The organism is Streptomyces kaniharaensis (assembly GCF_009569385.1).
GTDB lineage: Bacteria > Actinomycetota > Actinomycetes > Streptomycetales > Streptomycetaceae > Kitasatospora > Kitasatospora kaniharaensis.
In genome coordinates this window covers 5,212,370-5,225,527 of record NZ_WBOF01000001.1, presented here as the reverse complement: position 1 = coordinate 5,225,527, position 13,158 = coordinate 5,212,370, and the positions used below count along the sequence as shown (strand labels likewise).

The window sequence follows — 13,158 nt, the reverse complement described above, 5'->3', positions numbered from 1 at the left end:
CATCGTGCGCCCCTCCCCGGCCCCCTCCCCCATAGGAGTAACACCATGGCAGTCCAGCCCCCGCCCACCGACCAGCGGATCGTCATCGAGAACGCCGCCATCGCGACGGTCGACGCCGACGACACCGAGTACGCCCGCGGCCACGTCGTCATCCTCGGCAACACGATCGAGTCGGTCGGCAGCGGCCCCGCCCCGCAGTGGCTGGACAACGTGGTGCGCCGGATCAACGCCGAGGGACACCTGGTCACCCCCGGCCTGGTCAACACCCACCACCACTTCTACCAGTGGATCACCCGCGGCCTCGCCCAGGACAACATCCTCTTCGACTGGCTGGTCGCCCTCTACCCGACCTGGGCCCGCATCGACGAGAAGCTCGTCCACGCCGCCAGCCAGGGCTCCGCCGCCGCCCTCCTCAAGTCCGGCTGCACCACCGCCTCCGACCACCACTACGTCTTCCCCAAGGACGGCGGCGACGTCCTCGGCGCCTCCATCGAGGCCGTCCGGGAACTCGGCCTGCGCTTCACCGCCCTGCGCGGCTCCATGGACCGCGGCAAGAAGGACGGCGGCCTGCCCCCGGACCACGCCGTCGAGACGCTCGACGACATCCTGGCCGCCTCCGAGGCCGCCGTCGACACGTACCACGACGCCTCCTTCGGCTCGATGCTGCACGTCGCCATCGCGCCCTGCTCGCCCTTCTCGGTCTCCACCGACCTGCTCCGCCAGTCCGCCGAACTCGCCCGCCGCAAGGGCGTCCGACTGCACACCCACGGTTCGGAGACCGCCGAGGAGGAGCAGTTCTGCAAGGAACTGTTCGGCATGGGCCCGACCGACTACTTCGAGTCGGTGGGCTGGCTCGGCGAGGACGTCTGGATGGCGCACTGCGTCCACATGAACGACTCCGACATCGCCAAGTTCGCCGAGACCGGCACCGGCGTCGCCCACTGCCCGTCCTCCAACGCCCGCCTCGCCGCCGGCATCGCCCGCGTGCCCGACATGCTCAGGGCCGGCGTCCCGGTCGGCCTCGGCGTCGACGGCACCGCGTCCAACGAGTCCGGCGAGCTCGGCACCGAACTGCGCAACGCCCTGCTGATCAACCGCCTGCACGGCTACCCCACCGCCCTCACCGGCCGTCAGGCGCTGCGCCTGGGCACCATGGGCGGCGCCCGGGTGCTCGGCCGCCAGAACGAGATCGGCTCGATCGAGCCCGGCAAGCTCGCCGACCTCGCGCTGTGGAAGGTCGACGGCATCATGCACTCGTCCATCGCCGACCCGGTCGCCGCCCTCACCCTCGGCGCGCTGCCGCCGCTGTCGGTCCTGTTCGTCAACGGCAACGCCGTGGTGGAGAAGGGCCAGCTGACCACCGTCAACGAGGACCGGATCGCCCGGGACTGCGCCCGCGCCGCCAAGGAGCTCGCCGCCCGACCGGTGTGACACCCCTGAGTTCCGGGCCGCCCAGGGACGGCGCGTGACCCGGACTCCGCAACCCCGACCCCACCCGGCCGGGCGCGCGGACCGCAGCCCCGGACCCACGGCGAGGGTCCGGGGCTGCGGCGTGCCTGCTGTGGCGGACGTCGCCGGGGCGATGGCAGAGTCGGCAAGCAGAGCCGTTCCGTACGGCGACGAGAGGACCGGTGGATTCGTCGCCGTACGGAACGGAGTGGTGCGCCGCCGGGTTGCGCCGACCCGGCAGGGGGCGGCGGTGGCGCCGGCGGATAGATTGGGCTCAGCCCAGGAGGGGCAGCGCGGGGAGGGTCAGGAAGTCCGCGAAGTCCTCGGCCAGGGCGACCTGTTCGAAGAGCTGGGCGGCCTCGCGCCAGCGCCCGCCGGCGTACGCGTCCTCTCCCAGTTCGGCCCGGAGTTCGGCCAGTTCCGCGGCGACCATGGTGCGCACCACGTCGGCGGTGGCCTTCTCCCGGGTGTCGGAGAGGACGACGCCGTTGTGGATCCACTGCCAGATCTGCGAGCGGGAGATCTCGGCGGTGGCGGCGTCCTCCATCATGTTGAAGATGCCGACGGCGCCGAGGCCGCGAAGCCAGGCCTCGATGTAGCGGATGCCGACCTGGACGGCGTTGTGCAGCCCGGCGCGGGTGCAGGTGCCGCCGGCGCCGGCGATGTCGAGCAACTGCTCGGCGGTGACCGGCTCGGACGGGCCGGGGTTGTCCTTCTGGTTGGGGCGCTCGCCGAGCACCGCGTCGAAGCAGGCGCGGGCGACCGGGACGAGGTCGGGGTGGGCGACCCAGGAGCCGTCGAAACCGTTGCCCGCCTCGCGGTCCTTGTCGGCCTTGACCTTCTCCAGGGCGGCGGCGTTGACCTCCGGGTCCCTGCGGCTGGGGATGAACGCGGCCATGCCGCCGATCGCGTGGGCGCCGCGCTTGTGGCAGGTCTGCACGAGCAGGCGGGTGTAGGCGGCCATGAACGGCGAGGTCATGGTCACGCTGTTGCGGTCCGGCAGGATGTAGTGCTCGCCGGCGTCGCGGAAGTTCTTGACGATGGAGAACAGGTAGTCCCAGCGGCCCGCGTTGAGACCGGCCGCGTGGTCGCGCAGCTCGTACAGGATCTCGTCCATCTCGAACGCGGCGGTGATGGTCTCGATCAGCACCGTGGCGCGGATGGTGCCGTAAGGGATGCCGAGTTGGGCCTGGGCGTGGGTGAAGACGTCGTTCCAGAGCCGGGCCTCCAGGTGGCTCTCGGTCTTCGGGAGGTAGAAGTAGGGCCCGGAGTTGGGGTCCTCGGCGCCCTTGGCGAGCAGCCGGGCGGCGTTGTGGAAGAAGTAGAGGCCGAAGTCGAGGAACGCGCCGGCCACCGGCGTGCCGTCGACGAGCAGGTGGTTCTCGTCCAGGTGCCAGCCGCGCGGGCGGACCACGACGGTGGCGAGTTCGGCGGCCGGCCTGAGCGTGTAGGCCTTGCCGGCGGAGGTGGTGAAGTCGATCCGGCCCTCGAAGGCGTCGATCAGGTTGATCTGGCCGCTGACGACGTTCTCCCAGGTCGGGGAGGTGGCGTCCTCGAAGTCGGCCAGCCAGATCCTCGCCCCGGAGTTGAGGGCGTTGATGACCATCTTGCGGTCGGTGGGGCCGGTGATCTCGACGCGGCGGTCCTGGAGGGCGCGGGGCGCCTCGGCGACCGTCCAGTCGCCGGCCCGGACGTCGGCGGTCCCGGGGAGGAAGTCCAGCGTGCCGGACTGCGCGATCTCGTCGCGCCGGGCCTTTCGTCGGGCGAGGAGCTCCTGCCGGCGGCCCTCGAACGCGCGGTGGAGGCCGACGACGAAGGCCACCGCCTCCGGAGTGAGCACCTCCTCCGCCCGGTGGACGCGCGGACCGGCGACGGTGACGACCGGAGCGGCAGGGGAGGTGCTGGGGGGTACCCCGAGCCGAGGGCTGGGGGAGGGTCCCTGATCGGCAGCCATGAGCAGGACACTCCTAAGACGGTTGAGCCTGGGACGGTTGAGCCTGGCGAAGGGAACTCCGGCGGGAACTTCCTGACCGGAACCCACCTGTCGACGGGTTCGATTCTGTAAAGTGGAGACTAGTTTCCGCGATACAGAATTTCAACGGTTTGTTGAGGTGATCGCGGGGACTCTACTCCTCCCCGACAGCGAAGGGAACGCCGGTGGTCGCGACCCCCGACACAGCATCGACGAGGGGCGCCGACCGCGCGAGCGGCGGCGTGCAGTCCGTCGAACGCGCCTTCCAACTCCTGGAGGCGCTGGCCGACTCCGGTGGCGTGGCCACGCTCAGCGAGCTCTCCACCAGTTCCGGTCTCCCCATGCCGACCATCCACCGACTGGTTCGTACCCTCGTGCAGCAGGGCTATGTCCGCCAGGACACGGCGCGCCGCTACACCCTCGGGCCCCGGCTGATCCGCCTCGGCGAGACGGCCGGCCGCCTGCTCGGCAGCTGGGCCCGCCCGTACCTGGCGGAGCTGATGGAAGCCACCGGCGAGACCGCCAACCTCGCGGTGCTGGAGGGCGGCGAGGTGGTCTACGTCGGCCAGGTGCAGTCGCGCCGCTCGATGCGCATGTTCACCGAGGTGGGCCGCCGGGTGCAGCCGCACTGCACCGGCGTCGGCAAGGCACTGCTCGCCCAGCTGCCCGAGGACGAGGCTCGCGCCGTCCTCGGCCCCAACCCGCTGCCCGCGCACACCGAGTACACCGTCACCGACCCGCAGGAGCTGATGCGCCAGCTCGCCGAGGCGCGCGAGCGCGGGTACGTCGTCGACGACCAGGAGCAGGAGATCGGCGTCCGCTGCATCGCGCTCGCCGTACCGGGCGCGCCGACGCCGACGGCCCTGTCCGTCTCCGGCCCGGAGGCCCGCATCCGGGCGCTGGAGGAGCAGGCCGGCGCGTCCTCACTGGTACCGGTGATGCACCAGATCGCGACCCGGCTGGGGCAGGTACTCGCTCCCTGACCAGCCGTCAGTCCGGCTCGGGCGTTCGTCCGTTCGGGCGGCCCGAGGGCGGGTTGCGGCGACGGCCCTCCCACCGCTCGGCCACCCTGGTGCGGACGCGGTCCGCGACGGCGCGGGCGGCCGGAGTACGAGGGCACGGTGAACGGCGTTGGAGCGCAGACGTTCGGTACGCAGACGTTCGGTACTTCGAGGCGGGTTCGGCGCGACCGGAACGTCCACGGCCGGAAGGACCGCGGCCTGGACGGCCGCGGCCGTGGCCGCCGGTTGCGCGGTGGCGGTGCTGGCCGCCGAACCGTCCTGGGCGCTGCGACGGCCCGACCCACGGCCGGCCGTACGGCTCGCGCCGCTCGGCCCCGCCGCCCCGCCCTCGAACTCCGACCTGGAGGTGGTCCGGCTCGACCCCGACCCCGCCCCGCCCGGCGGCACCACCACCGTGCACGCCTTCGTCGCCAACCGCGGCCCTGAGGCGACCGCCTCGCCGTTCACCGTCGTCGTCGCGCTGCCGGCGGGAGTGACGCCGCAGGGCCCGTACTACCCCGCGGACTGCGAGGCGTCCCAGGACGGCCACCGGGTCCGCTGTGTCTTCGGGCCCGGCCTGCCGCCGATGCGCAGCGCGACCGCCCTCGTCCCGGTGCGGCTCTCCCCGAACCTGCCGGCGGGCACGCTCACCGGCGGGTCGGTCGCGTTGCGCAGTCCGGACGACCGGAACGAGAGCAACAACCGGCAGCCGTTCGACATCAGGGTGGTCAAGATGGCTGCCGATTCCTGACCGGTCACGCCGCCCGGGCCGAGGAGCCCGCGTCGGTCGCCGCCCGGATGCCCTCGCGGAGTGAGGTGGCCGAGTGTGGCCGAGTGCATCCGGTCGGCTCGCCCGGTCGGATAAATTGGAGGTCCGACATCCACCGCAGTGCACAAGAGCGCCGCACATCCGTGAAAGACGAGGAACCGTCCGACCATGACCGCGCCCCTGCCCGCCTTCGCCGGCCGCACCTACCTCTTCCGGGCCGACAACGGCGCGGCCTTCCGCAACGCCTACTCGGCCGACGGCAAGCGGCTGCGCTGGGAGGGCCTCGGCGAGTCGGCGGGCCAGTGGGAGGACGTGGAGCTGCACGTCGCCGAGGTCGCGCCGGAGGTGTACTTCGTCAGCTGGACCGAGCAGAGCGGCATCACCGTGAGCCACGTGATGGACCTGGCCCGGCTGACCGTGCGCGCGTTCTGGACCTTCGAGGGCGAGGGCGGCCGGGTCGGCGAGCTGCACACCGGGACGCTGGAGCGGGTGGCCTGAGCGGGACGCCGGCGGTAGGTCGTCCGAGTGGGTGCCGGCCCGGGTGCGGAGTCCCCGGGCCGCGCGGACGGTCAGACCGCCTGGTTCGGCACCTTGAGGTGCTGGGACAGCCACTCCAGCGAGGACGGCAGCAGCCTGCTCCAGGTCTCGAAGTTGTGGCCGCCGGTCTCCAGCATGCTGTAGGAGACGTTCATCGGACTCCGAGCCGCGTCGATGAAGGCCTCGGTGTCGCGCTTGTAGTCGCCGTCGCCCTTCTTGGTGCCGGCCAGCAGGACGGACACCTTCGGCTGCGGCAGGTTCTTCAGCCGCCACATCAGGTCGGCCTCGTCCCGGCGCTGCTTGCTCCCGCCGTAGAGGTCCCCGGTGGTCGGGTCGTCGGCGGCCTGGTAGTAGCCGGACAGCGAGACGGCGGTCGGGAAGACGTCCGGGTGGCGCATCGCCAGCTTGAGCGCGCAGTAGCCACCGGTGGAGTTGCCCATGAAGGCCCACGCCTGCGGGTCGGCGGAGACCCGGAAGCTCGCCTCGATCGCCGCCGGGACGTCCTTGGTGAAGTACGTGTCGGACTGGGCCCCGCCCGGGATGTCCTCGCACTCGGTGTCCTGCGGAAGGGCCGGCGAGGGGCGCATCAGGACCATGACGGTCGGCTGCATCCTCCCCGCCTGGAGCAGCTTGAGCGCCGCACCCGGGTAGTTGAAGCGCGTGATCAGGTTCTCGGCCTGCCCGGGGAAGCCGGTGCTGATGATCACCGCCGGGAACTGCTTCTGCGCGTACTCCGGCTGGAAGTACTGCGGCGGCAGGTAGACGTACCCCTCGGTGGAGAGCCGGGTCACCGCGCCGTCGATCCGCACCTTGCGGATCTCGCCGGACTGGCCGGGCTCGCGGCCCATCGCGCCGCCGCCTTGGACGGAGGCGTGGCCGATCGTCTCCACGAGCAGGCGGCCGGAGGCGTCCGCCTTGTTGTGGATCACCACCGGGCCGTTGTCGCCGGTGCCCAGCAGGTCGTCCCAACTGCTGTAGAAGGCGAAGTAGTTGTTCGCCACCAGGCCGAGCGCGGCGAGCACGGCGAGCTGGGTGGCGAGCAGCGTGCCGATGCGGCCGAGCACCGCCTGCCAGGTCTTCCTGGCGAGTCTGGGCCACAGCCAGACCGTGCCGGCCATCATCACGACGGCGATCAATACGGTCAGCGCCAGCACCTTGTGGCTCGTCAGACCCATGTCCTACTTGCTCCCACGCCTCGAACTCCCCGCCCCCGCCGCTAGGACATCCGGGGCACCTCCCCCGGTTCCCCGTCGGGACACGCGATGACCCACCCTAGCGGGCCGGGGCGGCGGACGACCGAGGGCGACGGCCGACAGATGACAGATTTCAGATGACAGATGTTGAAATCTGTCATCTGAAATCTGTTCGCCGTGCCGTGGCAGCGCCGCCACGTGGTGGGCTCTGGGCAGATGCTGGGCGGGCTCCTGGCCTTTACCGGCGGTCAGTTCGTCTGGGCGTCGGCGCGGCGGCCCGGTGGCACCGCGCCGTTGCGGGCGTCACGGCGGTCGGCGAGGGCGTTGCCCGCACTGGCCACGGCTGCTCCGATGAGGGCGAAGGCCGCCGTCATCAGGACGCACGCCCCGGCGACGCGGCGGTAGCCGCCGTGCAGGCCCGGGTCGAGGAACGGGTACGGGTACCAGTCGATCGCGTGGCCGCGGAGCAGCGTGTAGGCCAGGTAGACCAGCGGGAACGCCAGCCATCCGAGGACCGCCACCCGGCGGATGCGGTGCACCGGCGGGTCGATCAGCCAGTCGGCGAGCACGACGAGCGGCATCGCACGGTGGATCACGTCACTCACCCACGGGATCACCAGCGGCTCCGGGTACGCGGCGAGCCCGGTGCCGTAGGCCAGTCCGGTGATCGCCAGGTAGAGCACGACCGCACCACGCAGCTGGTCCGGCACGGGGCGGCGGCCCGTCAGGCCCGCCCAGCCGCCGAGGCCCAGGACGACGGCGCCGGCCATGTTGGCGAGGTTGGTGAAGTAGCTGAAGTAGTTCAGTACCCCGGTGGCGTCGGTCGCGGCGTGGTAGCCGAAGAAGCCGAGGGCGACGGCCACGAGGACGGCGACGGCGATCCGGGCGGGAGCGAGCCACGAGTACATCGTCGAGTCCGCCTCTCTCGGGGCGTGGTCCGGGCCTGGCCCGGGCGCGGTCCACCGGGGGTTACTCGGATTCAAACCCGGGAGCACGGACTCGGCCACAGGAGAGAGCCGCACAGGGATGGTTCAGGGCGGCTCAGGGTGGCTCAGGGGGTGCGCCATTCGGCGGCGAAGGCGGCTGCCGGGTTGGTGGTGAGGAGGAGTTCGGGGAGTTCGGGGCCGAAGGTTCGGGCGAGCCTCGGGGCGAGGTCGGTGAGCAGCCGGGTGGGACCGGCGGCCCTGCGGGCGGTGCGGGTGGTGGTGTCGGCGCCGAGGAGCAGCTGGGAGGCGTGGCCCGCCTCGACGAGGTCGGCGATGAGGTCGAAGGCCTGGTGGTCGGCTGGGTGGTTGGCCCGGGAGGGGCTGTCGAGCGCGAGGTGCACGCCCTCGGCGGCGAGTTCGCGGTGCAGCCTGGCGTCGGGCAGCCGGGTGAGGTGGCCGAGGACGATCCGCTCTCGCGGGACGCCGTGCCGGGCGTGGAGCCGGCGCAGGACGAAGTGCGGATCGGCGCCCGGTTCGAGGTGGACGGCGATCGGGGCGCCGGTGGCGTGGTGCGCCTCGGCGGCCGCGGCCATGACCTGGCGGGTGTGCGCGGTGGTGGCACCGACGTCGGAGGCGACCTTGATCAGCCCCGCCCGGACGCCCTGGGGAGCGCCGGGCAGTCCGGTGGTCAGCTCGGCGGCGAAGCGTTCGGCGAGCCCGTCGTAGAGGGCCGGAAAGGTGCCCGGGGCGTAGTGCACGGCTTGGTGCACACCGGTGGCGGCCACCACGTGGATGCCGGTCGCGCCGGACAGCCTGGCGAGGGCGGCGGCGCCGCGCCCCATGCCGTACGGGGTCCACTGGACGAACGACCGGCCCCCGACCGCCGCGAAGGCGTGCAGGACGTCCTCGGCGGCGGCCTGGTCGTCGAGCTCCTCGGTGGGGAGCTGGGGGCTGCGGATGAAGAGGTGGTCGTGGGAGTCGGTGACGCCGAGTTCGGCGGGGTCGAGGTCGCCGAGGACGGTCCGGACGGTGCGCACAGCAGGTGCAGCGGGGGTCATGCCTGGTCCGCCTCGACCGGCTGGTCCGCCTGCTGCGTCTCGGTGAACGTGGCGGTGGCGACGCGCAGACCGGCCAGCGCCTTGGGCACCCCGACGTACGGGGCGAGGTGGACGATCACCTCGGTGACCTCCTCCCTGGTCATGCCGATCCGCAGGCTGTTCCGGACGTGGTCGGCGAGCTGCGGCTCGACGCCGCCGAGGGCGGTGAGGGCGGCCAGATTGGCGACCTGGCGGTCGCGCGGGGCGAGACCGGGGCGCTGGTAGGTGCCGCCGAACAGGCTCGTCACGATCCAGTCCGGGAAGCCGGGGGCGATGCCGTCCAGGCCGCCGAGCGTGGCGGCGGCGACCGGGCCGGCAAGATCGGTGAGGAGGGCGTAGCCGGCCTCGCGGTCGAGCGTGGCGGGGGTGAGGTCGGCGGGCGTCATCGAGGCGGGGCCGGTCATCGGAGCCGGGGCGGTCATGGGAGTGGTGAGTCCTTTCACCAGTGGCGGCCGGCAGGCAGCCGGTCGAGTTCGGGCCTGGACAGGTGCAGCACCCGGTAGCGGGTGCCGGGCACGTCCTCGGGGGCGGGACCGCGCCAGAGGACGAGCTGGAGCAGTTCCCAGCGGCTGGGGTCGACCGCGACGGCGGCGGTGTGCAGGGCGGGGTGGCCGGGCAGTTCGGCGACGGCTCGCTCGACGGCCTCAGCCGGGTCGGCGGTCTCGGGGAGGCGAATGGTCCGACGGATGGCGGTGGTGGGTGCGTCGGGTGCATCTGCGGTGGGCGCGGTGCCGCGGGACAGTCCGGCGCCGAGCCAGTGGCGGACGACGGGACGGCCGAAGTCGGCGCTCAGGCCACGGAAGCCCGGGCCCCAGAGGAAGCTGTTCATGCCCTCGGCGGTGCGCCAGAGGTAGAAGGGCGCGTACTGGTTGACCGGCGAACCGTCGCGGCCGCGCTCCCGGACCAGGTACGCCTTGAGACCGAGGCCCGGATGGGCGTCGAGCAGATGGCCCTTCTCGGCGACGCGCTTGTGGATGATCCCCATGTCGTAGTCGGCGGGGAGCGTGATCTCGTACTGCATGGCGTGCACGGGCGGTTCTCCTCCGCTGGGCGGTCGGCGACCGGACCGTCAGGTCGGACGGGCAGGTCCGGCGGGTCGGCGGGCAGGTCCGGCGGGTCGGCGGGCGGTTCGGTGGGCAGTTCCGTGAGCGGGTCGTCAGGCGGTCCGGTCGACGGTTCGCTGGGCGGCGAGCAGGCCGAGAGCGCCGCGGACGGCCTGGTCGAAGGGCTCGGCGCGCCCGGCCGCGCGGGCGAGCACGTAGCCGCCCTGGACGACGGCGACCACGGCGGCCGCGGTGTCGGCCGGGTCCACGCCCATGGTGAGCTCGCCCGCCGCCTGACCCTCGGCGATCAACTCGGCGATCCGCCCGCGCAGCCAGTCGAACGTCTCCTCGACCGGTGCGCGCAGCTGAGGGTCGGCGATGACGTCCGGATCCTGTGCCATCCGGCCGATCCGGCAGCCGCGCAGCACGTCGCGGTCCCGGAGCAGGTAGGCGGCGATGCGGTCGTACGCGGTGCCCGGGGCGGCGAGGTCGGCCGCCGCGATGGCCCGCATCTGCTCGGCGCTGCGGCGCAGGGCGGTGGCCGCGAGGTCGGGCTTGCCGGTGAAGTGGTGGTACATGCTGCCCTGGCCGACGCCGGCACGCTGCTGGATGGCCTTGGGGCTGGTGCCGACGTAGCCGCGTTCCCAGAGGAGTTCCTGGGTGCTCTCGATGAGACGGTCCTGGGTTGCCATGCCGATCACTGTACATACCAGTAGGTACAGAAGGCCAGGGATTTCCCCGACGGCGTACCGACCGGAACTACTGAGGGCCGTGCGCCGCCCCCCGGCGGCCACGGCCCGTCGATCGTTCGTCTCCCCCACACCGCCGGGCCGCATTCCGTCGCGGCCGGTGGCGAACATCACGTCACATCACCTCACGTCATATCAGCGCTCGGGCACTCGTCTTGATCCGAGCACCCGGCTGGCAGGATGTCCGGCATGAACTACCTCGCCTCGGATGACCGCTATGCCTCGATGACCTACCGCAAGGCCGGGCGCAGCGGCGTGCGACTGCCCGCCGTCTCACTCGGTCTCTGGCACAACTTCGGCGACGCCCAACCGCTGGAGGTGCAGCGGGCGGTGCTGCGCCGGGCCTTCGACCGGGGGATCACCCACTTCGACCTGGCGAACAACTACGGCCCGCCGTACGGCAGCGCCGAGCGCAACTTCGGGTACCTGTTCGCGCAGGACTTCCGCCCGTACCGGGACGAGATGTTCATCGCCACCAAGGCCGGCTGGGACATGTGGCCCGGCCCGTACGGCAACGGCGGCAGCCGCAAGTACCTGCTGGCCAGCCTGGACCAGTCGCTGGGGCGGATGGGGCTGGACTACGTCGACGTCTTCTACTCGCACCGCTACGACCCGGACACCCCGATCGAGGAGACGATGGGCGCACTGGACAGCGCGGTCCGCTCCGGGAAGGCGCTGTACGCGGGCATCTCCAACTACCCGGCGGAGCAGCACCGGGAGGCGGTGGCGATCCTGCGCGAGCTGGGCACGCCCGTGCTGATGAACCAGTCCGCGTACTCGATCCTCAACCGTCACGTCGAGGAGGGCGTGCTGGACGCGGTCGGCGACACCCAGACCAGCCTGATCGCGTACTCGCCGCTCGCGCAGGGGTTGTTGACGGACCGCTATCTGTCGGGCGAGGTGCCGGCCGGTTCGCGGATGTCGATCGGGAAGTTCCTGAACGAGAAGGCCATCAGCGGGCCCAGGCTGAAGCAGCTGCGGGCACTGAACAAGGTCGCCGAGGGACGGGGGCAGACGCTCGCGCAGCTCGCGCTGTCCTGGGTGCTGCGCGACCCGCGGGTGGTGTCGGTGATCATCGGTGCGAGCAGCGTCGCCCAGCTGGACCAGAACATCGACGCACTGAACGGCGGGCCGCTGAGGGCCGACGAGCTGGCGGAGATCGACCGACTGAGCCGCTGATTGGCGGGCCGAGGACTGAAGGCAGTGACAGCCAACAGATAACAGATGACAGATTTCAGACTCTGTCATCTGTCGGCTGTCATTTGTCATCTGTTCGGCTGTCATCTGTTCGCGCTGTGCGCAGGTCACCCGTTCCCCGACCGGACGATCACCCCATCGGGGTGTACTTGTAGCCGACCCGACGAACCGTGACGATGCTGTCCCGGTAGACCGACCCGAGCTTGCGGCGCAGCCGCGCCACGTGCACGTCGACCGTGCGTCCGTCGCCGATGTGGCCGTAGCCCCAGACGGCGGAGACCAGGTGGTCCCGGGTGTGCACCCGCTGCGGATGCTCGACGAGGTGCGCGAGCAACTCGAACTCCAGGTAGGTGAGATCGAGCAACTGCCCGTCCACGTAGGCGTTGCGCCGCTCGGTGTCGACGGTGACGCCGCGGCCGGCGGGCTGCACCGGGTGGACGGTCGCGGCCGGGCTCTTCGCCGGTACGAGCACCAGATACCCGACCATCGGGTGCCCGGTCGCGCCGCCGAACTGCGCACCGTACTGGGCGAGAAGAGCTTCCGGCAGCGTGCCCTGCGGCAGCCCGGCGACGACGGTCGCCCCCTCCGGCAGCGCGGCCAGCAGCGACTGCGGCACCGGCGGGATGGTGCCGCTCGACAGGGGCGGGGCCACCCGCGGCGGCACCGAATGAACGGGACGGCCCCCCGAGTTGGCAAAACCGGACGGGCCGGACGGAGCAGAGCGGACCGCGCGCAGGTGCGGGGTCGCGGCGGGCAGAGGCAGGGTGGCCGTGGAGGAAGAAGACATGATGTGCCGCTCATTTCGCGCGTGACGGACGGGATGGAGTCGTCTGCGCGTCGACCGGGCGTACTGCCGGGGCTGACCCGAAGTCAGCGGGCGGACGGCCGGGACGCGCTGGGCGAGCCCGGACACGTCTGATCGAACAGGTGCGGCTGCCGCGAGGGCCAGAACGGTTCCAGGTCGGCGAGGCCCGGGCTCACGGCGTTGCAACTCGCTGCCTGCAAGCGCCCGCCCGGCCTTCCGCTCGACGGCCCGGACGGCGCGCCGTGGCGCACCGCGGTGAAAGCCCCGGCGGCTCCGGGGGCGTGGTCAGGAAGGGCAAGGATCACAAGTGGTCTTCTCCGCGGGGCGGGGTCGGATCGCCGGTCACGGACACACCGGCTACCGGCGTCCCGCTCCGGCCTGGTCGACGGGTTGACGGCACACCGGACGGCGGCCGGGCGG

At 72.0% G+C, this 13,158-nt stretch carries 13 protein-coding genes; 5 read left to right on the top strand and 8 right to left on the bottom strand.

Annotated features, from left to right (window positions below; translation table 11 throughout):
• The first annotated feature begins 45 nt into the window (after positions 1-45).
• A complete protein-coding gene (locus tag F7Q99_RS23435) occupies positions 46-1,431 on the top strand; it encodes an 8-oxoguanine deaminase (protein ID WP_153464493.1) in 1,386 nt (461 codons plus the stop codon).
• Between the two features lie 292 nt (positions 1,432-1,723).
• Here F7Q99_RS23435 and aceB read toward each other — a convergent pair whose 3' ends face one another.
• Positions 1,724-3,403 (bottom strand): malate synthase A, encoded by a 1,680-nt coding sequence (gene aceB, locus F7Q99_RS23430; RefSeq protein ID WP_153464491.1) that lies wholly within the window; start codon positions 3,401-3,403, stop codon positions 1,724-1,726.
• Between the two features lie 203 nt (positions 3,404-3,606).
• Between aceB and F7Q99_RS23425 the strand changes: the two genes are divergently transcribed.
• From F7Q99_RS23425 to F7Q99_RS23415, 3 genes are all read left to right on the top strand, one after another.
• Entirely contained in the window at positions 3,607-4,404 is a 798-nt protein-coding gene (locus F7Q99_RS23425; protein WP_326847020.1) for an IclR family transcriptional regulator, read from the top strand.
• A gap of 253 nt (positions 4,405-4,657) precedes the next feature.
• Positions 4,658-5,173: a COG1361 family protein gene (locus F7Q99_RS23420; protein WP_153464489.1), complete on the top strand. Its 516-nt coding sequence runs from the start codon at positions 4,658-4,660 to the stop codon at positions 5,171-5,173.
• 186 nt (positions 5,174-5,359) lie between these two features.
• A complete protein-coding gene (locus F7Q99_RS23415) occupies positions 5,360-5,689 on the top strand; it encodes a MoaF-related domain-containing protein (protein ID WP_153464487.1) in 330 nt (109 codons plus the stop codon).
• 71 nt (positions 5,690-5,760) lie between these two features.
• On the opposite strand, the gene F7Q99_RS23410 is transcribed toward F7Q99_RS23415, so the two are convergent.
• From F7Q99_RS23410 to F7Q99_RS23385, 6 genes are all read right to left on the bottom strand, one after another.
• The gene (locus tag F7Q99_RS23410; RefSeq protein WP_153464485.1) at positions 5,761-6,903 is read right to left on the bottom strand and encodes an alpha/beta hydrolase; all 1,143 of its coding nucleotides are present in this window, start codon (positions 6,901-6,903) and stop codon (positions 5,761-5,763) included.
• A 266-nt stretch (positions 6,904-7,169) separates the two neighbouring features.
• Positions 7,170-7,829, bottom strand: a complete 660-nt coding sequence (locus tag F7Q99_RS23405) for a Pr6Pr family membrane protein (RefSeq protein ID WP_153464483.1) — start codon at positions 7,827-7,829, stop codon at positions 7,170-7,172.
• Positions 7,830-7,972: 143 nt separating this feature from the next.
• Positions 7,973-8,905, bottom strand: a complete 933-nt coding sequence (locus F7Q99_RS23400; protein WP_153464481.1) for a phosphotriesterase family protein — start codon at positions 8,903-8,905, stop codon at positions 7,973-7,975.
• Complete coding sequence (locus F7Q99_RS23395) at positions 8,902-9,366, bottom strand: carboxymuconolactone decarboxylase family protein (RefSeq protein WP_230210299.1); 465 nt, start codon at positions 9,364-9,366, stop codon at positions 8,902-8,904. Before F7Q99_RS23395 ends, F7Q99_RS23400 begins: the two co-directional genes overlap by 4 nt.
• Before the next feature lie 17 nt (positions 9,367-9,383).
• Entirely contained in the window at positions 9,384-9,974 is a 591-nt protein-coding gene (locus tag F7Q99_RS23390; RefSeq protein WP_326847019.1) for a DUF4865 family protein, read from the bottom strand.
• A 126-nt stretch (positions 9,975-10,100) separates the two neighbouring features.
• Positions 10,101-10,679, bottom strand: a complete 579-nt coding sequence (locus tag F7Q99_RS23385) for a TetR/AcrR family transcriptional regulator (protein ID WP_153464479.1) — start codon at positions 10,677-10,679, stop codon at positions 10,101-10,103.
• Positions 10,680-10,925: 246 nt separating this feature from the next.
• Here F7Q99_RS23385 and F7Q99_RS23380 point away from each other — a divergent pair, with 246 nt between their 5' ends.
• A complete protein-coding gene (locus tag F7Q99_RS23380; RefSeq protein ID WP_153464477.1) occupies positions 10,926-11,915 on the top strand; it encodes an aldo/keto reductase in 990 nt (329 codons plus the stop codon).
• Positions 11,916-12,063: 148 nt separating this feature from the next.
• Here the strand turns inward: F7Q99_RS23380 and F7Q99_RS23375 are convergent, their stop codons facing one another.
• Entirely contained in the window at positions 12,064-12,720 is a 657-nt protein-coding gene (locus F7Q99_RS23375; protein ID WP_153464475.1) for a winged helix-turn-helix domain-containing protein, read from the bottom strand.
• Positions 12,721-13,158 lie beyond the last annotated feature (438 nt).

Bases quoted from the DNA above. Each gene is read 5' to 3' on its own strand.
- F7Q99_RS23410 (WP_153464485.1), bottom strand. From the start codon at position 6,903: ATGGGTCTGACGAGCCACAAGGTGCTGGCGCTGACCGTATTGATCGCC.
- aceB (WP_153464491.1), bottom strand. From the start codon at position 3,403: ATGGCTGCCGATCAGGGACCCTCCCCCAGCCCTCGGCTCGGGGTACCC.
- F7Q99_RS23380 (WP_153464477.1), top strand. From the start codon at position 10,926: ATGAACTACCTCGCCTCGGATGACCGCTATGCCTCGATGACCTACCGC.
- F7Q99_RS23435 (WP_153464493.1), top strand. From the start codon at position 46: ATGGCAGTCCAGCCCCCGCCCACCGACCAGCGGATCGTCATCGAGAAC.
- F7Q99_RS23395 (WP_230210299.1), bottom strand. From the start codon at position 9,366: ATGACCGCCCCGGCTCCGATGACCGGCCCCGCCTCGATGACGCCCGCC.
- F7Q99_RS23375 (WP_153464475.1), bottom strand. From the start codon at position 12,720: ATGTCTTCTTCCTCCACGGCCACCCTGCCTCTGCCCGCCGCGACCCCG.
- F7Q99_RS23405 (WP_153464483.1), bottom strand. From the start codon at position 7,829: ATGTACTCGTGGCTCGCTCCCGCCCGGATCGCCGTCGCCGTCCTCGTG.
- F7Q99_RS23400 (WP_153464481.1), bottom strand. From the start codon at position 8,905: ATGACCCCCGCTGCACCTGCTGTGCGCACCGTCCGGACCGTCCTCGGC.
- F7Q99_RS23385 (WP_153464479.1), bottom strand. From the start codon at position 10,679: ATGGCAACCCAGGACCGTCTCATCGAGAGCACCCAGGAACTCCTCTGG.
- F7Q99_RS23415 (WP_153464487.1), top strand. From the start codon at position 5,360: ATGACCGCGCCCCTGCCCGCCTTCGCCGGCCGCACCTACCTCTTCCGG.